Genomic DNA, 19256 nt, shown 5'->3' with positions numbered 1-19256 from the left:
TGGCGCTTTGCCGGCGCCACATCAACCCACCGCCACGAAGCTCCTGCTAAGGTATCCACACATCCCCCGCGGAGCGCTCCATGCTGTACGGCATCCTGCTGATCGTCACCTGGATCATCCTGCTGATCCGCTACCCCTCCCGCGCCCTGCCGATCTCCGGTGCCGGACTGGTCGGGCTGGCCTGTGTGATCGCCATCGCCATCTGGCAGGACAACAGTGACGCACGCCAACTCGAGCACCTGGAACTGCGCATCGCCTACCAGCCCGAGCAGTGCCAGCCCGGCCGCCCGCTGGCCGTCAGCCTGAAGAACGGCTCTTCCCGCCCGCTGCTGGAACTGCGCTGGAAGGTCGCCGCCTACCGCCCTGGCGATACCACCGATCTTGCCGAAAACCTCTACGAAGCTCCGCGCTACCGCGGCCCCGGCGCGCTGCTCGCCGGCGACAGCTGGAGCGACTGCCTCCCCTTGCCGCCGCTGCGGCCCGGCTACCGCGCCAGCACCCTGGAATTCCGCGCCGAGCGGGTGAACGGCCGTTTTGGCGACTGATTCACCTGCCCCGCACAATCCGGTACGGTAGTCCCGCCCACAGACACGGACTACCAGACCATGCCCCAGCCCGTCGCCCTCATCACCGGATGCTCCAGCGGTATCGGCCGCGCTCTAGCCGAAGCCTTCCAGACCGCCGGGTACCAGGTCTGGGCCACCGCCCGCCGCGATGAAGACGTCGCCGCACTCGGCCAGGCCGGCCTTCGCGGCGTGCTGCTGGACGTCAATGACGAGCCCGCCGTCGAACGTCTCGCCGAGCAGTTGCAGCGCGAAGCCGGCGGGCTCGACGTGCTCATCAACAACGCCGGCTACGGCGCCATGGGGCCGTTGCTCGATGGCGGCAGCCAGGCGATCCGCCGGCAGTTCGAAACCAATGTGTTCGCCGTGGTCGGCGTCACCCGCGCGCTGTTCCCGGCGCTGCGCGCACGTCGCGGGCTGGTGGTGAACATCGGCAGCGTGTCCGGTGTGCTGGTCACGCCTTTTGCCGGCGCCTACTGCGCGTCGAAGGCTGCTGTGCACGCACTGAACGACGCCTTGCGCCTGGAACTGGCGCCTTTCGGCATCGAGGTGATGGAGGTGCAGCCCGGCGCCATCGCCTCCAACTTCGGCGCCAACGCCAGCCGCGAGATGGCCGCGTTGGTCGGCGAGGACTCCGCCTGGTGGCCGCTGCGCCGATTCATCCAGGCGCGCGCCGCCGCCTCCCAGGACAAGCCCACCCCAACCAGCGACTTCGCGCAGAAGCTGCTGGCCGCCGCGCAGAAGTCCCCGCGTCCGCGCCTGGTGCGCATCGGCAACGGCAGCCGCGCCCTGCCGCTGCTCTCGCGCTGGCTGCCCACCGGCCTGCTGGATAAGGTGCTGAAGAAGCGCTTCGGCCTCGATGGACAACTCTGATGACATACCAGGTCCGCTACCTCGCCCTTGCCGGTATCCTCGCCGCCTTCTTCCTCAATGTGGTAGCGCGCGGGTTGCTGCGGGTCGGTGGCGTGCCGGCGACCCTGCTGGTGGCGGCGGTGATCGCCGCCGCGATGGCCTTCTGGTTCGCCCGCCGGCACAAGCGCCTGGCGGAAACCGGTGAACGCTGGCGGCTGACTGCGCTGTATGGCGGCGGCCTGGCCCTGCTCTACACCCTCCTGGTGGGCATGGCGGCGTGGAAGAACACGCCCAGCCCGGCAGCACTGCTGCTCTACTTCCTCAATTACCTGTGCTACCCGCTGTGCGTCTGGTGGTTCTTCCGCCCCGGCGTGCTGCTGCGCTTCCTGCCAGCCGACAGGCGCTGAGCGGACTTCACGCTTTCTTCACCTGCATTTCATCCCGGCACGACCCGACCCCGCCTAAGGTGACGCAGACCTTGGAGGAGTCCCCATGTCCCTGCCCCGTTCCCTTCGCGGCGCCATCGCCGCTGCCCTGCTGACCTTCGGCCCACTCGCCCTGGCCGCCGGCGAGAATCCGTCCGACTGGGCCAGGCCGGTGGACCCGTCGTTCAACCTCTACCAGATGTCGCCCACGCTCTACCGCAGCGCACTGCCCGGCAGTGCCGACCTGCCCGAACTGCAGCGCCTGCAGGTGAAGACCGTGGTGAGCTTCATCAAGGACGACGACCGCGAATGGATCGGCCAGCAGAACATCGAGGCAGTGAGCTTCCCGACCCACGCCGACCGCGTCGATGACGCCGACGTGCTGAAGGTCCTGCGTATCCTGCAGAGCGCCGAGCAGAACGGCCCGGTGTTGATGCACTGCAAGCACGGGCGTGATCGCACCGGCCTGTTCGCCGCCATGTACCGTACCGTGATCCAGGGCTGGAGCAAGGAAGACGCGCTCAAGGAAATGACCCAGGGCGGCTTCGGCACCGAGGATGACATGCAGGATGCCATCGCCTATGTGCAGAAGGCCGACATCGGCCAGCTGCAACAGGCCCTGGCCAGCGGCGAATGCAGCACCTCGGCCTTCGCCGGCTGCCAGCTCAAGGGCTGGTTGGCGGACACCTTCGGCGAGGAACGGTCGCCGCACCCGGCGCACTGATCGGCGACCTGTCACACCGAATCGGCGAGAGTGCGGTAGCTTATCCGCACCTTTACCGTTTCACAGGCTCGCCATGACCGCTTCCCGCTTCAGCGCCGTTACCCACACCCGCTATATCGACCACGCCGGCCTGGATGCCTTCTGCGCCGACTACGACGGCTTCCTGCTCGATCTCTGGGGCGTACTGATCGACGGCGTCGACGTCTTCCCCGGCGCCCTCGCCTGGCTCGCCCGCCGCGCCGCCGAAGGCAAGCCGGTGTGGTTCCTCAGCAACGCCTCGCGCAGCGTCCCGGAGATGGCCGACACCCTGGTGCGGCTGGGCGTCTCCCGCGAGCTGTTCGCCGGTATCACCACCTCCGGCCAACTGGCCATCGACGCCTTCACCCATGAACGCGAATTCCAGCGCGGCGGCATCTATACCGTCGGTGTGGGCGATGCGCTGACCACCTGGCCGGCAGACATCCGCGAGCGCTTCTGCGATGACATCCACGCTGCATCGCTGATTCTGGGCGTCGGCAGCTTCCCGCAGGACGAACTGGAAGAGCGCTTCGCCCCGCTGCGCGGCGCCACCGAAAAACCCTTCCTGTGCGCGAACCCGGACCGCGTGGTGGTCTCCGGTGGGCAAACGGTGTTCGGCGCCGGTCGCCTCGCCGAAGCCTTCGCCGAAGAAGGCGGCAAGGTGCACTGGTACGGCAAACCCGATCCTTCCGCGTTCCGCATCGCCCAACGGCAGTTGGAAGCGCGCGGCGCGAAGCACATCCTGTTCGTCGGCGATTCGCTGGTGACCGACGTCCCCGGCGCGCTGGCCGCGCGCATCGACACCTTGTGGCTGGCATCCACCGGCATCCATCGCCAGGCGCTGGGCGTGCCCTTCAACGGCGGGCTGGACCCGGAAAGGACGAACGCTCTGCTCGATGGCTATCCAATTCGTCCGCACTTTGCCGCGCCGGGGCTGGTCTGAGTTCAGGACAAACGCCTGAGCTTGCCCCCATGAACGAACTGATCGACCTGCTGCAATGGCCGGCCATGCTGGTCACCGTCCTCGCCGCCTGGCTGGTGGGTTCCCGCGACCGAAAGCGGCGCAAGGTGGGCTTCTGGGTATTCATCGCCAGCAACGCGCTGTGGATCGCCTGGGGCCTGCCCGCCCACGCTTACGCGCTGGTGATCCTGCAGCTGTGCCTGGCGGCGATGAACATCCGTGGCAGCTACAAGAACCGCAAGCGCGAGCATGCCGAGGGTTGAGCCGCTTTAGCAGGAGCGAGCTGGTTCGCGAACCGCATGGCACCGCAGCTGGGCTGTTCGCGAGCAAGCTCGCTCCTACGAAGAGCCCCAGGGCTCCGCTCCGCCCTACGCGACTTGCATGCCGCCGTAAGAGCGCCGCGATCTGGCCGCCAACGAAAACGGGAGCCGAAGCTCCCGTTGTCATTCATTGGATCAGATCACTGCGCCGTCGCAGCTGCGCCGTCGGAATGCTCCGCGTTGCGGCTCTGCGGATTGACGATCACGGTGGCGGTGATGCCCGCCGCCAGCAGCACGCCGTCCGGTACCTCGTCGATATGGATGCGCACCGGCACGCGCTGGGCCAGGCGCACCCAGTTGAAGGTCGGGTTGACGTCGGCCACCAGCTCCCGGCTTTCCGGGTTATCGCGATCGTAGATGGCGCGGGCGACGCTTTCGACGTGGCCCTTCAGGCGCTCGCCGCTCATCAGTTGCAGCTCCGCCGGGTCGCCGCCGCGGATGTGCGGCAGCTTGGTCTCTTCGAAATAGCCGTAGATCCAGTAGGAGTTCTCGTCGACCACGGCCATCTTCGCCTCGCCGACGCGGGCGTAGTCGCCACGGTGCACGTTGAGGTTGGTCACGTAGCCATCCACCGAGGCGCGCACCTGGGTACGTTCCAGGTTCAGCTTGGCGGCGTCCAGCGCGGCCAGGGCCTGCTGGTAGTCGGCCTCGGAGGCGGCGGCGGTGTTGCTGGCATCGTCCAGGCTCTCGCGGGAGACCACTTCTTCATCCATGGCGCGGCGGCGCTTGGCGTTGAGCTGGCGCATCTGCAGGGTGGCCTTGCGCGAGGCGACCAGGGCTTCGGCCTGCTTCACGGCGATCTGGTAGTGGTCCGGGTCGATCTGCATCAAGAGATCGCCTTTCTTCACCTGCTGGTTGTCGCGCACCGGTACGTCGACCACCACGCCGGAGACGTCGGCGGCGACGTTGATGATATCGGCGCGTACCCGGCCGTCGCGGGTCCAGGGCGTATCCATGTAGTTCACCCAGAGGGCGCGGCCGATCAACGCGGCGACCGCCAGGATGATCAGGGTCGCCAGCAGGCTGATGATGGATTTGAGAGTCATGGGTGCACGCTCGTTACTTATAGACAGTGAGGGACAGCCCGCCGAACAGGCAGGCGAACAGGCACACGCGGAACAGCGCCGGGTGCCAGGTGTAGCGGTACAGGCCGACCGAAGCGAGGATGCGGTCGATGCCCCAGCAGATCACCGCGGCGACGAGGAACATCAGGGTCAGGGTCGGCATGTAGACCCCGTGGAACGCGATCTCGCGGGGCAGGTCAGGCAACATGAGTCGATCTTCCAGAAGAGGTTTCGCCATCGCGCAGCGGCGACTGCGGGTCGAGCAGGCTGCTGCGGATGAAGTGCAGGTAGCTGAGCACGCGGCGCAGCGGCGAGCTTTCGAAGTCCGGCGCGCGCGGCTCGTCAGTGGTCTTCACGCAATCGATGGCCTGCTCCACGGCGACCAGGGCGCGCTCAAGGTTGGCTTCGCAGGGCTTGACGAACAGGCGGATCAGCGCACGGCCCATGGCGCGGATCGACTGCCGCCAGGGCGACGATTGCGCATAGCAGGGCTCGCTTGGCAGGTTCTCCTGCTCGACACGCAGTTCGATGATCGAATGTCCGATTTCCAGAACCACGAAGGTCCAGCGCAGCAGGCGGCGTTGCATCTGCGGGCTGCGCGCGGCCACGCCGTAGGCCTGGTTGAGCAGGTCGCGGGTGCCGCTCTCGAACGACGAGACAAGGCCGTCGAGCTTACCGCTGATGGCTTCCACCACGCGCAGGCGCAGGTCCTTCTCCAGGCGCCGCCAGAGCCAGGCGCTGGTGGGCGGCATGATCACCGCGGCGACCACCGCGGCCAGGCTCTGCGACAGCACCAGGGCGATGTACTCGTTGAGCATGCGGCCCGGATCGTAGACGGTGAGGTTCGCCGGGATCGCGCCGAAGCTGAAGAACACCAGCAGGCCCAGGCCGTAGCCGGCGTATTTGGGCTTGATCGAGAAGAACGCGCCCACCGCGAACACCGGCGCCAGGGCGAAGGCCAGCAGGGCGAAGCCGTCCAGGTGCGGGAACACGAAGAAGGTTTCCGAGAAGCCGAGAATCGCCGCGAAGAAGGTGCCCACGGCCATCTGCATGGCCATCTTCGCCGGGTCCGGCGCGGCCGAGACCAGCGCGGCGACGGCGGCGGCGTTGAGCACGAAGGTGCTGCCGCTGGGCCAGGCGGTCTCGATCCAGAACAGGCCGAACACCAGCACCATCAGCGCGGTACGCCCGCCCGCCACCAGCGAGGCGACCAGGTTGGCCTTGGGCGAGAAGCCGTGCTTCCAGTTCTCCCGCTCGTGCTTGTGCGCGGCCAGGGAGGCGTGGGTCAGGGCGTAGTTGTAGAGGTCGTCGGCCAGGCGGTAGAGCAGCTCGCCGGCGGTGTTGTAGTCCAGCAGCGCGGAGGGCTCGTCCTGCTCCGCGAGCAACTGCGCGCGGCCGGAACGGATGCGTTGCATCATCCGCGTGCGGTGGCTTTCCAGCTGCGCGGCTAGGTATTCGGCATCACGGTCGCTAACCGACTGGCCGCGCCATGGAGCGAGCACCTGAGTCAGTTCATCCAGGCACGGTTGCAACGCGCGCAGCACCGCCTCGGCCTCCTGCGCACGCAGGCGCGAGAGCAACTGGTGCAGCGCGTGGTAACGGGTGGTGAGGACCATGAACTCGTTGTTCAGGCGCGACAGGCGACCCGAACGCAGGCGCATGTGCGGGTCTTCGAAGCGGGTAACGCTGCGCAGCGCCTCCAGGCCCACGGCCTGGGAAGCGAAGGCGACGTTGGATGCCTCGAACCTGCGCCGATCACCGCCGCCGAGGTTGTCCAGGACGAAGCCGGCGAAGGCGCCGAAACGCTGGTACAGCGCGCTGCGCATGGCCGTGCTGGAGGTCTGCGGGAACAGCGTGGCGCTGACCACCATGGAGCAGAGAATCCCCAGGCTGATTTCCAGCACGCGCCAGATGGCCGACATGAACGCGGCTTCCGGGTGCAGGGTGGCGGGCAGGCCGATCAGCGTGGCGGTGTAGCCGGCGAGCACGCAGGCGTAGGAGCGGAAGTCGCGGTAGCGCGCGGCGCCCACGGTGCACAGGCCGATCCACAGCGCCGAGACCAGCAGGAACAGCTCGCGCTGCTGGGCGAAGATGGCAATCAGCGCAACCATCACGGAGAGCCCGACGAGGCTGCCGAGAATCCGGTAGAAACTCTTGGCGAACACCTGGCCGCTCTGCGGCTGCATGACGATGAACACGGTGATGGTCGCCGTGCTTGGCTGCGGCAGCTCCAGGCGCATCGCCAGCCACAGGGTCAGCAGCGCGGCGAGCAGCACCTTGGCGATATAGATCCAGGTGATGCCGTCGCTGCGGCCCCATTCCAGCAGCGCGCGACGCAGGGCGTCCAGCGGCGCCGGGTGGGCGCTGAAGTCGTTCGCCGCCATATCAGCGTCCGGCGCCCTGTGCCGCACGCACGTCGACTGTCTCCGGGACCATCTTTTGCTCCCGCGGGCCTTCCTGCTTGTCCATCAGGCCGCCGCCGAGGGCAACGACGAGGCCGGCATGGGTCGCCAGGCGCGCGGCACGTACCTGCTGCTCCACCAGTTGCTGCTGAAACAGGCGGGTCTGCGCGTTGAGCACGTTGAGGTAGTCGGTCAGGCCGCCGCGATACGCCTTGGTGGCAATTTCGTAAGTGCGCTGGGCCGAGGCCACGGACTTGGCGGCGAAGCCTTGCTGCAGCTCCATGGAGTGCATGCGGATCAGGTGATCGGAGATGCCCTTGAGCGCGTTGATCAGCGTCTGGTTGTACTGCGCCACGGCGGCGTCGTAGCCCGCCGCTTCCTGGCTCAGCTGCGAGCGGCGACGACCGCCGTCGAAGATCGGCAGGGAGATGGCCGGGCCGACGCCGTAGGTGAATTTCTCGGCATTGAGGAACTCCAGCATGCCGCCGCCGACCGCGCTGTAGCCGATGCTCGCGACCAGGTCGACGTTGGGGTAGAAGTCGGCGCGGGCGACGTCCACGCCCTTGGCCTGGGCGGCGACTTTCCAGCGGCTGGCGACCACGTCCGGGCGGTGCCCGAGCAACTCCATCGGCAGCTTGCTGGGCAGGCCGGGGCCTTCGGCGAGCTTGAAGCTCGGGCGCTGGATCGAGGCGCCGGCGCCGGGGCCTTTGCCGGCCAGGGCGGCGATCTGGTTGCGGGTCAGCTGGATTTCCTCGTCCACCGCTTCGATCTTGCGCTCGGTCTCCGGCAGCGGGACTTCCGCCTGGCTGACTTCGAAATGCGTGCCGATGCCGCCGGCCAGGCGACGCTGGGCCAGCGCGAGGATGCCCTGTTGCTGAGCCAGCATGGCCTTGCCGATGTCCAGCTCGGCGTATTGCAGCGACAGCTGGATGTAGGCGCGGACGATATTGCTCTCCAGCTCCAGCTGGGCGACCCGTGCCTCGGCGGCGGTCATCTTGGCGATGTCGAGGTAGCGCTCGGTGTTGCTGCGCTCGCGGCCCCAGAGGTCGAGCGAATAGCTCAGGCCCAGGGCGGCGTTGTTGTTCCAGGTGGTGGTATCGGCCAGGTCGCCCGGGCCATAGAAATAGTCGGTCGGCCAGCGGTGGCGGGTCAGCGAGGCATCGCCGCTGATCTGCGGCGACTCGGCGGACTCGGCGACGCCAGCCATGGCCATGGCCATGCGCACCCGCGCCTCGGCCTGGGCCAGGGTCGGGCTGCCGTCCAGCGCAGTCTGCACCCAGCTATTCAACTGCGGATCGCCATAGGCACGCCACCACTGCTCGGCCGGCCAGCCAGCTTCCTGGTTGGCGTGCGCGATGGCGGCGTCGGTGGCCAGCTCGGTGTCGCCCATGCGCTGTTCCTGCGGGGCGATGCCGTTGGTGCTGATACATCCGGCGATTGTTGAAAAAATGACAAAGGAGCCGACGAACGTCAGTCCTTTCACGAGGTGACGCGACACGGTGGAGGTCCTGGAAGTGGTCTAGCTTTTCAGCGTGGGGCTTTTAAGCGTGGAGAGCCGGCAAAGCCAGTTGCGGCGATTGAATTCTAGGGACGGGAAAGGGAACGGATAAGCCGGCTGTTTTGTGATTGTTTATTACCGATAATGAAACAATGTGTGTCGTCATCCATGTGACAATAGGCCGCCCCCGCTCTGCTCCGCGCATTGCCACCCATCAAGGACATGCCGGCGACGGCGACGTATCGCTGCATCGACGTCGCCACCCGGGACAGACGCCCCACTGACGAGGCCCCAATGGACACACTGCAGACCATGCGTGCGTTCGCCTGTGTCGCGGAAACCGGCAGTTTCACCGCCGCCGCGCAGCAGCTGAACACCACCACCGCCTACGTATCCCGCGCGGTCGCCAATCTGGAGTCCCACCTGCGGACCCGCCTGCTCAACCGCACCACCCGGCGAATCGCCCTGACCGAGGCCGGCCAGCGCTACCTGCTGCGCTGCGAGCAGATCCTCGCCTATGTCGAGGAAGCCGAGGCCGAGGCCAGCGATGCCCACGCCCGCCCTGCCGGCCGCCTGCGCGTGCACTCGATGACCGGCATCGGCCAGCACTACGTGATCCGCGCCATCGCCAACTATCGCCAGTTGCATCCGGACGTGACCTTCGAGCTGACCATGGCCAACCGCGTGCCGGACCTGCTCGACGAAGGCTTCGACGTGGCCATCGTGGTCGCCTCGGAACTGCCCGATTCGGGCCTGGTGTCCCAACGCATCGGCGAGACCTACAGCATCCTCTGCGCCTCGCCCGACTACCTGGCCCGACGCGGCACGCCGAAGACACCCACCGAACTGATGGAGCACGACTGCCTGCGCCTGATCAGCCCGGTGCTGCCGCTGGACAAATGGCTGTTCGACGGTCCCAACGGCCAGGAAATGATCACCCTCGGCCCCTCGCCCTTCCAGGTGAATGTCGGTGACGCCATGACCGAGGCCATCGGCTCCGGCATGGGCATCAGCGCCTTGCCGGTCTACTCGGCGATCGACGGCCTGCGCGATGGCTCGCTGGTGCGCGTGCTGCCGCATTACAAGCTGCAGATCCTCAACGTCTACGCGCTGTACCCGTCGCGGCAGTACCTGGACGCGAAGATCAAGACCTGGGTAGCCTACCTGCGCGAGAACCTCCCCGGCGTGCTCCAGGCCGATGGCGCCGGCCTCGCCGATGTGGGACCCTGACCACCCTCTTTCGTCGTGTTTCGCGGGCAAGCTCACTGTGTAACTCCCTACCCCGGTGTTCAGTGAGCTTGCCCGCGACCCACTTTCCCCCGCACCACCCGGGGTGTTCGTCGTTCGATAACCGCCCAGCCCACACGTAAGCCTTGTGCCGCTCTAGCCCGGCAGTGGTAGGGTTAAGCCCCCCCGCCTCCCTGCCGTCCGAGAGCCATGAAAAAGAACGTCTTTGTCTTCAGCCGCCTTGCCGCGGCACACCTCGACCGCCTGCGCGCCCAGTTCAACGTCACCGTGCTCGACCCCAAGCAGGGCGACGTCGACGCGCAGCTTGCCGCGGCCCTGCCGGAAACCCACGGCATGATCGGCGTCGGTCGGCCGCTAGGCGAGAAGCAACTGGCCCAGGCCACGCAGCTGGAAGTCATCTCCAGCGTCTCGGTGGGCTATGACAACTACGACCTGGATTACCTGAGCCAGCGCGGCATCCCGCTGACCAACACCCCGGACGTGCTCACGGAAACCACTGCGGACCTCGGCTTCGCCCTGATGATGGCCGCCGCCCGGCGCACCGCCGAGCTGGATGCCTGGACCAAGGCCGGCCAGTGGAAGCGCACCGTGGACGCCCAGCAGTTCGGCGTCGACGTGCATGGCAAGAAGCTCGGCATCCTCGGCCTGGGTCGCATCGGCGCCGCCATCGCCCGCCGCGGCCACTTCGGCTTCAACATGGACATCCTCTACCACGGCAACAGCCGCAAGCCGGAGCTGGAACAGGAACTGGGCGCGCGTTTCTGCGGCTTCGATGAACTGTTGGGCGAGGCGGATTTCGTCTGCGTAGTGGTACCGCTGTCGGACAAGACCCGCAAGCTGATCGGCAAGCGCGAGCTGGAACTGATGAAGCCCACCGGCATCCTGGTGAACATCGCCCGAGGCCAGGTGATCGACGAAGCCGCGCTGGTGGAAGCGCTGCAGGAGAAGCGCATCCTCGCCGCCGGCCTGGACGTCTACGAGAAGGAACCGCTGGCCGAGTCGCCGCTGTTCGCCCTGCCCAACGCCGTGACCCTGCCGCACATCGGCTCGGCGACCCACGAAACCCGCCAGGCCATGGCCGAGTGCGCGCTGGACAACTTCGAGGCGGCGCTGCGTGGCGAGCGACCGAAGAACCTGGTCAACCCGCAGTCGTGGAAGGCCTGATGCGCTTTTCGTAGGGCGCATAACCTGGAACAGGTTATCCGCCGACACCTCGGCGGCGGATAACGCTGGCGCGTTATTCGCCCTACGAAGCTGATGTCCCAGCGCTGAAGCCAGGATATCCATGTAGGAGCGAGCTCGCTCGCGAACCAGCCCCGCAGTGAGGCTGTTCGCGAGCAAGCTCGCTCCTACAGGTTCACGCCCGTGCTGGCTGCAGCACTGGCCTGGGCTTGCGGAACACCAGGACGTTGCCGGCCATCACCAGCCCCAGCCCGGCCAACGCCGGCAGGCTCCACTGGTAGCCTTCGGCGAAGGCCGAGACGTTCAGCGCCACCACCGGGAACAACACGGTGCAATAGGCCGCACGCTCCGGCCCCATGCGCCCGACCAGCGTCAGGTAGGCGGTAAAGCCGATCACCGAGCCGGGAATCGCCAGGTACAGCAGCGACCAGACGTACTGCGGGCTGTTGTCGAAGGTCAGCGGGACGCCCCGCACCAGGCAGATGCCCAGCAGGATCAGCGAGCCGTAGAGCATGCCCCAGGCATTGGTCGACAGCGGCCGCAGCCCGGCCTTCTGCTGCAGGCTCGACAACAGGTTGCCCGCCGAGAAACACAAGGTGCCGAGCAGCGCCAGGCCCAGGCCGTAGAAGGTCTCCCGCGTCGCCTGGTGCCCCGACAGCTCCGGCCAGAACAGCAGCGCCAGCCCTGCAAGGCCGAATGCGCCGCCGCCCAGCACGTTGGGCGCAATGCGCTGGCCGAAGAAAATCCGCGCATTCAGCGCATTCCACAGCGTGGCGGTGGAAAACACTACGGCGACCAGCCCGCTGGGGATCCATCGGCTCGCGGTGTAGAAGCACAGGAAGTTCACGCAGAACAGGCACAACCCCTGGGCGAAGCAGATCGCCTGCCCGCGCCGGCCCAGCGGTTGCAGCCGCCGCGACACCAGCAGCAGGACGAACAGCACCAGCGCCGCCAGGCTGAAGCGGTAGGCGATGGACAACGGAATGGCGACGGCGCCGACCTGCAGCTTGATGGCGATCCAGGTGGTGCCCCAGATGAGCACCGTGAGCAGGTAGAGCGAGAGATTCATGGCGATCTCCGGATGACTGGAGAAACAGTCTCCCGCCCAGGCCCGGGACCGGCTTGCAGATTCTTGCGCTTATTGCGACAGCCGGGCTGGCAAGGCGCGCCCGCGCGGGTAGAGTGAAGGCAGCAGAGGAACGCCCATGTCAGCCATTTCGCAGCTCGAAGTCTTTCAGTCGATGAACGCCTCGCCCAACGCCCGCCTGGAGCGCTGCGCGGAGCTGGGCGACGGGCTGTCCGCGGCGATCTGGAGCAACAGCCACGATGCCCGCGACTACCACGCGCCCAGCCACCACACGCTGTCCTGCTACCTGAACGACGGCACCGGCACCTTTCGCCGCGGCGCGCCGGGCAGCAAGGGTGCGCCAGACAAACTCTGTGTGATGCCGGCCGGCGCCGAGTCGGCCTGGATCGTCAACGGCGACATCCGCCTGGCGCACCTCTATATCGGCCAGGAACAGTTCTCCCTCGGCTGCATCCGCCTGCTCGACCGCGAGCCGCGCGAACTGCAACTGCACGAACGCACCTTCCTCGATGACCCGCAGCAGGCTGCGCGATTCCGCCAACTGGTGAAGCTGGACTGGCACGAGCCGGGCGAACGCATCCGCACCAGTACCCTGGCCCATGACCTGATCGATCATCTGTTGCTCAATCAGGTCGGCCTGCGGGAAGGCTTGAAGCTCAAGGGCGGATTGGCACCGGTGATGCGCCGGCGGGTTGCCGAGTACATCGAGCAGCGCCTGGACCAGCCATTGTCGCTGGGCGAGCTGGCGATGCAGACGGCGCTGTCGGAATACCACTTCGCGCGGATGTTCCGCGAAAGCTTCGGCATGCCGCCGCACCAGTACGTGCTGGCCCGCCGCGTGGCCCTGGCGCAGCGCCTGCTGCGCGATACGCGCCAGCCGCTGAGCCAGGTGGCGCTGGCGTGCGGGTTCTCCAGCGCCAGTCATTTCGCCAACCGTTTCAGGTCGGTGGTGGGTGGCACACCGGGGGAATATCGGCAGGCGTTCGAGGAGTAGGCCGCTGGCCGATCCTGCGCGAACACCCGACCTATAGGAGCGAGCTTGCTCGCTCCTATAAAAGCTTGAAGCGTCAGCCGAGTACGGCCAACACACCACCAATCACCGGCATCGCCGCCGCCGTCGGCAGCGCCCAGCGGGGCCGCCAGGCCAGCAGCAGGACCAGCACAGCCCCCGCGATCATCAACAGGCACGCCCAATAGACGATGCCCAGTTCCATGCCGATGACGTGGATCGCATAAGCCAGCGCCAGCGCACCATCCACCAACGCCACGATACGCAGCAGACGCACACGGGACTCGGAGGGCGCATTACCGAACAGATCGCGGTGATGGCGCGACAGCGACAGGCAGGCCGCCGCCAGCGCCAGCAGGTTGAGACCGAACACCAGCAGCATCAGGCGAACTCCTCGTTACGGGCACGACGTGCACGCGCGGGCTCGGCGCGCTCCTGGCCCAATCGCCAGCCGAGGAAGGCGCACAACCCGCCGATCAGCAGCAGGCCGAGATCGATGCCGACCATCATCCAGTCGCCATTGGCGAAATGCGTCGATACCCGTCCCGGCTCGGGGCCGAACAGGCTCAGCACCGGCAACAGCAACGCCAGCGCCGCCAGGGCGACGAACTGCTCACGAGCCATGGCCCGGCTGCCGCGGCGCAGCAACGCGTGGAGCAGCGCCAGCAGCCAGATCACCACGAAGGCGGTGGCCTCCCAACGAGTGCGCTGGAGCAGGTCGGCCGGCAACAGCCGCGAAGCCGCGAGCAGGCCGAGCGACGCGATCGGGAGCCCCCCGCACACCGCGCCGTTGAGCGTGCGCACCAGCGCCACACCCCGGTGGCCACGGGTTTCACGCTTGCTCACCCAGACCTGCAGGCCGCCGAACACCATCACGCAGCCCACCAGGCCGAGGACGAAATACATCACCCGCAGCAGGTCGTTGCCGAACTGCGCCATGTGCAGGCCGGTCAACCAGGCGTAGGTCTTGTAGCCCGGCTTGTAGGGCTTCTGCACATGCAGCAGCGCGCCGCTGCCGGAGTCGAAGGACACGGTGCGCTGGTCGTTGACCATGCCCTTGTCCACCGCCTTGCGGATCTGCACCATCGCGCCGGCGTCGCCCGGGTTCTCGATGTTGATCCAGCCGACCTGGCTGTCGTCGCCCCAGGCTTCACGGGCCTTGAGGATCATGTTGTCGATGGACTTGGTCGCCTTCGCCGGCTTGCCCAGCGCTTCACGGTCGAAGGCGCCCTGCACATCATGGAAGAAATGCTCCATGTCGTTCTTGTAGGCCACCTTGATGCCGGCGGTCATGTAGAAGGTGATGAAGATCGCCAGCCCCGTGTACGCCATCAGCAGATGGAACGGCAGGCCAAGCACGCCCAGCACGTTGTGCGCATCCAGCCAAGCGCGCTGCTTCGCCGCCTTCGGACGCAGGGTGAAGAAGTCCTTGAAGATGCGCCGGTGGACGATCACCCCGCTGACCAGCGCCACCAGCATGAACACACCGGCCACGCCGACCACGTAGAGGCCGATCATCCCGCCATGCAGCTCGTAGTGCAGTTCGAGGAAGAAGTTGCCGCCGACAGTCCTGGGCAATACCTCGCCGCTCTGGGCGTCCACCAGGAACGACTGGAACTCGCTGAAGTCCGCCGGCTCCCAGCCAGCCGTCCAGTACGGCATGCGTTCGGTGGGCGGGTGCATCCAGTAGCCGTGGGCCTTGGGCGCACGCTCGACGATCAGCTCACGTACCTGGTCGGCACCGACTTTCACTTCGTCCAGCGTGTGCAACTGCGGCGTCATCCAGCGGGTGAGTTCCTTGTCGAACACCGCGACGGTGCCGGAGAACAGCACGACAAAGAGAATCCAGCTGACCAGCAGCCCGCTCCAGGTGTGCAGGCCGGACATGGATTGGCGCAGGCTCATGGGCGCACCCCGTAGGCGGTCGGCAGGAAGGCGGCCAGGCCCAGCACGACGCTCAGCGCCACCGGCACCCACACCGCGCGCCACGGGCTTTTCGCGCCGAAAGCGTAGAGGATCGCCGCGACCCAGACGATGAAGCAGGCCAGGCTGGCCAGCGACACGCGATCCGAGCGCGACATCGGCAGGTAGACGCTGAAGAAGGCAGTGGCGGTGTAGGCCAGGGCATAGCCGCCGACCACGGCGCTGAGGATGCGGGCAGCGATGACGCCGGCCTGGGTTGCGCTCATGGTTGGGTGCTCGAACGGTTCAGGCGCGGTGAGACGCACATCGAGGTGAATCCTGCGAGGCGGCCCGGGCACAGCCCAGGCGCGCGATTGAAAAACGGAATTATATGATATTGCTTCTCAATTAAAAGAACTCAGCAGCGCCGTTTGTGAGTATCTGTGTCGGAAATTCGCTGAACGGCATAGGCCGCGGTCACATCCATGGCGCGCAACAGACTGTTCATCATCAGGTCGGCCTCGGCCGTGACACGCAGGGGCGGCGGCCCCGGCAGTATCCGGGAAGCACCGGGTGTCAGTTCGACGGCAGCCACCACCGAGCCCTTGCCGAACAGGTATCCGTAGATCAGCAGGTAGTCCGTGTCCGGCTGGTCCTTGTACTCCGCGACTCTGCGCAACACGTTGATCGCGCCGATGATCCAGTCCCGGCTTTCGGTGAACTCCAGCACGCCCAGGCTCCAGGTCTGGGTCGCATCGTCGTAGTGGTTCCAGGCCGGCGAGCGCAGGTGCCGGCTCCAGCCCGCCACCCAGGCCGCCGCGGTGGTGCCCTGCCCCAGTTCGCAGAGTTCGCTCCAGGTGAGGCCGCCTCGCCGGTGGTGATCGCCATCCAGCCATCGCTCGAGATCGCCAAAACAGGCGGCGGAACCCGCCTCCTGGGAAAGAAAGGCCTCAAACCTGAAGCGGCTGATGGCAACCTTCAGGTACAACTGGCACGGCTCGGCCATGGGGTGTCCTCTTTTTCTGATCCAACGATTCACCTCGGGATGCTCAGTGCGCCCCGAACGGCTGAATCGATAATCCTAGAGCTTCGCTCCTGCTGGCAGTTCACCCACCCGTTCGACCGTGAAGTGGTATTTTTCAGATTCCCTTGTACAACTGTTCAATTTTCCGCAGCCGTTTCGGTCGATACAGGAGTTATCGCCTTTACGGGCGATTCGCCACCTGCCCCATGGCCCGCTCCAGCCCCTCGAACACACGAGGCGACAGGCACTGCGCGACGTTGAAGCGCAAGTAACCGGTGGCGCTCTGGCTCAGGCTGAAAACGTTGCCCGGCGCCAGCACCAGGTTGTCCGCCAGGGCCGCGCGCGAGACTTCGGCGGCGTCCAGCCCTCCCGGCAGGCAGGCCCAGACAAACACCCCGCCGCGTGGCTCCAGCCAGGGCTGGATATCCAGCGCGCGCAAGCGCAGCAGCGTCTCGCCCATGGCGTCGGCCAGGCGCCCGCGCAAGCTGTCCAGGTGGCGGCGGTAGCTGCCCTTGCGCAGCAGTTCGAAGAGCATCTCGGCACTGAACGGGCTGTTGCCGAAGCTGGTCGCCAGCTTCAGGTCCACCAGGCGCTCGCACCATTCCGGCTGGGTGGCGATGTAGCCGCAGCGCACCGAAGCCGACAGCGTCTTGGAGAAGCTGCCGACCTGGATCACCCGCTCCAGCCCGTCGAAGGCCGACAGGCGCGGCGCACTTTCGTGCTCGAAGTCGCCGAAGATATCGTCCTCGACGATCAGCAGGTCATGGGCCTCGGCCAGCTTCAACAGGCGATGGGCGACCAGCGGCGAGAGCACTGCGCCGGTGGGGTTATGGAAGGCCGAGTTGGTGATGTACAGGCGCGGACGGTGATGCTCCAGCAGGCCAGCCATGGCGGCGACGTCCGGCCCGGTCGGCGTATAGGGCACACCGACGACCTGCACCCGATGGGCACGCAACAGAGCCTGGAAGTTGAAGTAGCCCGGGTCGTCCACCAGCACGCAGTCGCCGGGCTCCAACAGGAAGCGGCAGATCAGGTCGATGGCCTGGGTGCCGTTATCGGTCAGCACTATCTGCTGCGGGCCCACCGGCACGCCGTAATCACCCAGCCGCCGCGCCAGCTGTTCGCGCAGGCCGGAGTGACCGTAGGGGCGACCATATTCCAGCAGGCTGGAGTGCGGCGCGCGGGCAATCTGCCGCAACGCGCGGCGCAGCTCCTCTTCCGGCAGCCAGGACGGCGGCAGCCAGCCACAACCGGGCTTGAGCGAGGTATCTGCGGCTTCCAGGGATTGCCGGGAAATCCACAGCGGGTCGATGCTGCGGTCCAGCGTCGGGCCGACGTCCGCCAGGGACAGCGGCGGCGCATGGCCGGCCACATAGAAACCGGAGCCACGCCGCGCAGCGATCACACCGTCGGCGGCCAGCCGGTCGTAAGCCTCCACGACGGTGGTCTTGGACACCTCCAGCTGCTCGGCCAGCTGGCGAATCGACGGCAGCCGTTCACCCGGCACCAGCGCCCGCGCCGCCAGGCGCTCGCGAACATGCTGCATCACCGAATCGACCCGTGTGCTCTTTGGCCTGCCCATGTCGCCCTCGCCCGCCCCTGGATTTTGTACCGGGATAATTTACGGACAGTTTGCGCAAATTGTACCTTTCTGTCACTGGCCGCCGGGCGACTCTGCGCGCATCCTCCAGGCTCGCTCTCCTGCCGGATGCTCCCCATGAACAACTCCCACACTGCCGCCTCGAACAGCTACCTCGGCGGCTGGCTCAGTGGCTTCCTCGGCGTACTCATCTTCAGCGGCTCGCTCCCGGCGACGCGGGTAGCGGTGGCCGACTTCGATCCGACCTTCCTCACCCTGGCCCGCGCCAGCATCGCCGGCCTCCTGGCGGCGACGATCCTCATCCTGCTGCGGCAGAAGCTGCCGGCGCGCAAGGACCTGATCCCCCTGCTGGTGGTTGCCGGCGGCGTGGTGGTGGGTTTCCCGCTGCTCACCGCGCTCGCGCTCAAGCACGTCAACTCGGCCCACGCCATCGTCTTCGTCGGCCTGCTGCCCCTGGCTACCGCGCTGTTCGGCGTGATCCGCGCCGGCGAGCAGCCGCGCCCGGCGTTCTGGATCTGCTCGCTGCTGGGCAGCGCCGTGGTGGCCGGCTTCGCCCTGTCGCAGAGCGGCGCGGGCAACTTCACCGGCGACCTGCTGATGCTGGCCGCCGTCGTCGTCTGCGGCCTGGGCTACGCCGAAGGTGGCCGCATCGCCCGTCACCTGGGCAGCTGGCAGGTGATCTGCTGGGTGCTGGTGCTGTCCCTGCCGCTGATGCTGCCGCTGGCCTGGTATACCCAGCCGCAGACCTTCAGCGGCGCCAGTTGGCCGGCCTGGCTGAGCCTGGGCTACGTGTCGCTGTTCAGCATGCTGATCGGCTTCTTCTTCTGGTACCACGGCCTGGCCACCGGCGGCATCGCCGCGGTCGGCCAGCTGCAGCTGTTGCAACCCTTCTTCGGCCTGGCACTGGCCGGCCTGCTGCTGCACGAGCAGATCAGCCCGCTGATGGCCGGCGCCACCGTCGCCGTGGTGCTGTGCGTCGCCGGGGCGAAACGCTTCGCCCGCTGACCGCCGGTTTCCTTCCGCGTCCCGCCCGAGAAAAATCGCGGTATCATCGGGCGTTTGCGTACTCGGCTGGACTGCCGGAAGGACACTCGGATGAAGCCACCCGCCGAATCTCCACTGCCTGCCGTGGAGCGCGACGAACTCGCGCCCCGGCCACGGCTGACCCTGGGCAGCCACGTGCACAGCGGCTTCGACCTGCGCAGCGGGCGCATGCAGAACATCTCCCGGCACCGCGCGGCGCTGGCCTTCCTGTATGGCGACATGCCGGTCTCGGGCAGCGTCACTCCGCGCTCGGGCCGCGAGATCCGGGTATTCCGCGATGACCAGATCGTCCGTGTCAGCCGCGAACTGGAACTGGAGCATGCCTGGCGCCTG

At 66.9% G+C, this 19256-nt stretch carries 20 protein-coding genes; 10 read left to right on the top strand and 10 right to left on the bottom strand.

The genetic code is table 11. The features are described from left to right. Positions 1–80: 80 nt before the first annotated feature. The 6 genes from A9513_RS34440 to A9513_RS34415 all read left to right on the top strand — a co-directional run bounded on the left by A9513_RS34440 (position 81) and on the right by A9513_RS34415 (position 3806). A complete protein-coding gene (locus tag A9513_RS34440; RefSeq protein WP_065086675.1) occupies positions 81–545 on the top strand; it encodes a multidrug transporter in 465 nt (154 codons plus the stop codon). Positions 546–605: 60 nt separating this feature from the next. Then, entirely contained in the window at positions 606–1436 is an 831-nt protein-coding gene (locus A9513_RS34435; protein ID WP_065086674.1) for an SDR family oxidoreductase, read from the top strand. Further along, positions 1436–1822 (top strand): hypothetical protein, encoded by a 387-nt coding sequence (locus tag A9513_RS34430; RefSeq protein WP_024765853.1) that lies wholly within the window; start codon positions 1436–1438, stop codon positions 1820–1822. Before A9513_RS34435 ends, A9513_RS34430 begins: the two co-directional genes overlap by 1 nt. A gap of 85 nt (positions 1823–1907) precedes the next feature. Next, positions 1908–2564 carry a dual specificity protein phosphatase family protein gene (locus A9513_RS34425; protein WP_065086673.1) on the top strand — a complete coding sequence of 219 codons (657 nt, stop codon included), beginning with the start codon at positions 1908–1910 and terminating at the stop codon, positions 2562–2564. Between the two features lie 73 nt (positions 2565–2637). Further along, positions 2638–3525, top strand: coding sequence for a TIGR01459 family HAD-type hydrolase (locus tag A9513_RS34420; RefSeq protein ID WP_024765855.1), 888 nt, complete (start codon positions 2638–2640; stop codon positions 3523–3525). 29 nt (positions 3526–3554) lie between these two features. Continuing rightward, complete coding sequence (locus tag A9513_RS34415) at positions 3555–3806, top strand: hypothetical protein (RefSeq protein WP_024765856.1); 252 nt, start codon at positions 3555–3557, stop codon at positions 3804–3806. A gap of 197 nt (positions 3807–4003) precedes the next feature. Here A9513_RS34415 and A9513_RS34410 read toward each other — a convergent pair whose 3' ends face one another. From A9513_RS34410 to A9513_RS34395, 4 genes are read right to left on the bottom strand one after another with little or no spacing between them, the layout of a single operon-like run. Next, on the bottom strand, positions 4004–4909 hold the full coding sequence (locus tag A9513_RS34410; RefSeq protein ID WP_065086672.1) for an HlyD family secretion protein: 906 nt from the start codon (positions 4907–4909) through the stop codon (positions 4004–4006). A 13-nt stretch (positions 4910–4922) separates the two neighbouring features. Next, positions 4923–5123, bottom strand: a complete 201-nt coding sequence (locus tag A9513_RS34405) for a DUF1656 domain-containing protein (RefSeq protein ID WP_024765858.1) — start codon at positions 5121–5123, stop codon at positions 4923–4925. Position 5124: 1 nt separating this feature from the next. Beyond that, the gene (locus A9513_RS34400; RefSeq protein ID WP_065086671.1) at positions 5125–7311 is read right to left on the bottom strand and encodes an FUSC family protein; all 2187 of its coding nucleotides are present in this window, start codon (positions 7309–7311) and stop codon (positions 5125–5127) included. A gap of 1 nt (position 7312) precedes the next feature. Next, positions 7313–8812, bottom strand: a complete 1500-nt coding sequence (locus A9513_RS34395; protein WP_065086697.1) for an efflux transporter outer membrane subunit — start codon at positions 8810–8812, stop codon at positions 7313–7315. A 309-nt stretch (positions 8813–9121) separates the two neighbouring features. Here A9513_RS34395 and A9513_RS34390 point away from each other — a divergent pair, with 309 nt between their 5' ends. Beyond that, entirely contained in the window at positions 9122–10057 is a 936-nt protein-coding gene (locus A9513_RS34390) for a LysR family transcriptional regulator (RefSeq protein ID WP_017519048.1), read from the top strand. Between the two features lie 207 nt (positions 10058–10264). Further along, the gene (locus A9513_RS34385; protein WP_065086670.1) at positions 10265–11239 is read left to right on the top strand and encodes a D-glycerate dehydrogenase; all 975 of its coding nucleotides are present in this window, start codon (positions 10265–10267) and stop codon (positions 11237–11239) included. A gap of 193 nt (positions 11240–11432) precedes the next feature. Here A9513_RS34385 and A9513_RS34380 read toward each other — a convergent pair whose 3' ends face one another. Further along, on the bottom strand, positions 11433–12326 hold the full coding sequence (locus tag A9513_RS34380) for a DMT family transporter (protein WP_065086669.1): 894 nt from the start codon (positions 12324–12326) through the stop codon (positions 11433–11435). A gap of 136 nt (positions 12327–12462) precedes the next feature. Between A9513_RS34380 and A9513_RS34375 the strand changes: the two genes are divergently transcribed. Continuing rightward, complete coding sequence (locus tag A9513_RS34375) at positions 12463–13338, top strand: helix-turn-helix domain-containing protein (RefSeq protein ID WP_024762725.1); 876 nt, start codon at positions 12463–12465, stop codon at positions 13336–13338. Positions 13339–13411: 73 nt separating this feature from the next. Here A9513_RS34375 and A9513_RS34370 read toward each other — a convergent pair whose 3' ends face one another. The 5 genes from A9513_RS34370 to A9513_RS34350 all read right to left on the bottom strand — a co-directional run bounded on the left by A9513_RS34370 (position 13412) and on the right by A9513_RS34350 (position 17861). Then, on the bottom strand, positions 13412–13735 hold the full coding sequence (locus A9513_RS34370) for a DUF3325 domain-containing protein (protein ID WP_037016593.1): 324 nt from the start codon (positions 13733–13735) through the stop codon (positions 13412–13414). Then, the gene (locus tag A9513_RS34365; protein WP_065086668.1) at positions 13735–15258 is read right to left on the bottom strand and encodes a PepSY domain-containing protein; all 1524 of its coding nucleotides are present in this window, start codon (positions 15256–15258) and stop codon (positions 13735–13737) included. Before A9513_RS34365 ends, A9513_RS34370 begins: the two co-directional genes overlap by 1 nt. Continuing rightward, positions 15255–15542: a DUF3649 domain-containing protein gene (locus tag A9513_RS34360; protein ID WP_065086696.1), complete on the bottom strand. Its 288-nt coding sequence runs from the start codon at positions 15540–15542 to the stop codon at positions 15255–15257. The genes A9513_RS34365 and A9513_RS34360 overlap by 4 nt, the downstream gene beginning before the upstream one ends. A gap of 131 nt (positions 15543–15673) precedes the next feature. Next, complete coding sequence (locus A9513_RS34355) at positions 15674–16261, bottom strand: hypothetical protein (RefSeq protein ID WP_065086667.1); 588 nt, start codon at positions 16259–16261, stop codon at positions 15674–15676. Between the two features lie 199 nt (positions 16262–16460). Continuing rightward, the gene (locus A9513_RS34350; protein ID WP_065086666.1) at positions 16461–17861 is read right to left on the bottom strand and encodes a PLP-dependent aminotransferase family protein; all 1401 of its coding nucleotides are present in this window, start codon (positions 17859–17861) and stop codon (positions 16461–16463) included. A gap of 135 nt (positions 17862–17996) precedes the next feature. Between A9513_RS34350 and A9513_RS34345 the strand changes: the two genes are divergently transcribed. Then, the gene (locus tag A9513_RS34345; protein WP_065086665.1) at positions 17997–18884 is read left to right on the top strand and encodes a DMT family transporter; all 888 of its coding nucleotides are present in this window, start codon (positions 17997–17999) and stop codon (positions 18882–18884) included. Positions 18885–19256 lie beyond the last annotated feature (372 nt).

The sequence above is a fragment of the Pseudomonas sp. AU12215 genome (assembly GCF_001675465.2).
In the GTDB taxonomy this organism is placed as follows: Bacteria; Pseudomonadota; Gammaproteobacteria; order Pseudomonadales; family Pseudomonadaceae; genus Pseudomonas; species Pseudomonas nitroreducens.
This window is presented reverse-complemented; position numbering and strand designations above follow the sequence as displayed.

What these genes read in the sequence shown, in the direction of transcription:
- A9513_RS34380 (WP_065086669.1), bottom strand. Translation starts at nt 12,326, where the DNA reads ATGAATCTCTCGCTCTACCTGCTCACGGTGCTCATCTGGGGCACCACC.
- A9513_RS34360 (WP_065086696.1), bottom strand. Translation starts at nt 15,542, where the DNA reads ATGAGCGCAACCCAGGCCGGCGTCATCGCTGCCCGCATCCTCAGCGCC.
- A9513_RS34410 (WP_065086672.1), bottom strand. Translation starts at nt 4,909, where the DNA reads ATGACTCTCAAATCCATCATCAGCCTGCTGGCGACCCTGATCATCCTG.
- A9513_RS34440 (WP_065086675.1), top strand. Translation starts at nt 81, where the DNA reads ATGCTGTACGGCATCCTGCTGATCGTCACCTGGATCATCCTGCTGATC.
- A9513_RS34370 (WP_037016593.1), bottom strand. Translation starts at nt 13,735, where the DNA reads ATGCTGCTGGTGTTCGGTCTCAACCTGCTGGCGCTGGCGGCGGCCTGC.
- A9513_RS34425 (WP_065086673.1), top strand. Translation starts at nt 1,908, where the DNA reads ATGTCCCTGCCCCGTTCCCTTCGCGGCGCCATCGCCGCTGCCCTGCTG.
- A9513_RS34430 (WP_024765853.1), top strand. Translation starts at nt 1,436, where the DNA reads ATGACATACCAGGTCCGCTACCTCGCCCTTGCCGGTATCCTCGCCGCC.
- A9513_RS34400 (WP_065086671.1), bottom strand. Translation starts at nt 7,311, where the DNA reads ATGGCGGCGAACGACTTCAGCGCCCACCCGGCGCCGCTGGACGCCCTG.
- A9513_RS34365 (WP_065086668.1), bottom strand. Translation starts at nt 15,258, where the DNA reads ATGAGCCTGCGCCAATCCATGTCCGGCCTGCACACCTGGAGCGGGCTG.
- A9513_RS34390 (WP_017519048.1), top strand. Translation starts at nt 9,122, where the DNA reads ATGGACACACTGCAGACCATGCGTGCGTTCGCCTGTGTCGCGGAAACC.
- A9513_RS34385 (WP_065086670.1), top strand. Translation starts at nt 10,265, where the DNA reads ATGAAAAAGAACGTCTTTGTCTTCAGCCGCCTTGCCGCGGCACACCTC.
- A9513_RS34350 (WP_065086666.1), bottom strand. Translation starts at nt 17,861, where the DNA reads ATGGGCAGGCCAAAGAGCACACGGGTCGATTCGGTGATGCAGCATGTT.
- A9513_RS34420 (WP_024765855.1), top strand. Translation starts at nt 2,638, where the DNA reads ATGACCGCTTCCCGCTTCAGCGCCGTTACCCACACCCGCTATATCGAC.
- A9513_RS34435 (WP_065086674.1), top strand. Translation starts at nt 606, where the DNA reads ATGCCCCAGCCCGTCGCCCTCATCACCGGATGCTCCAGCGGTATCGGC.
- A9513_RS34345 (WP_065086665.1), top strand. Translation starts at nt 17,997, where the DNA reads ATGAACAACTCCCACACTGCCGCCTCGAACAGCTACCTCGGCGGCTGG.
- A9513_RS34415 (WP_024765856.1), top strand. Translation starts at nt 3,555, where the DNA reads ATGAACGAACTGATCGACCTGCTGCAATGGCCGGCCATGCTGGTCACC.
- A9513_RS34355 (WP_065086667.1), bottom strand. Translation starts at nt 16,261, where the DNA reads ATGGCCGAGCCGTGCCAGTTGTACCTGAAGGTTGCCATCAGCCGCTTC.
- A9513_RS34375 (WP_024762725.1), top strand. Translation starts at nt 12,463, where the DNA reads ATGTCAGCCATTTCGCAGCTCGAAGTCTTTCAGTCGATGAACGCCTCG.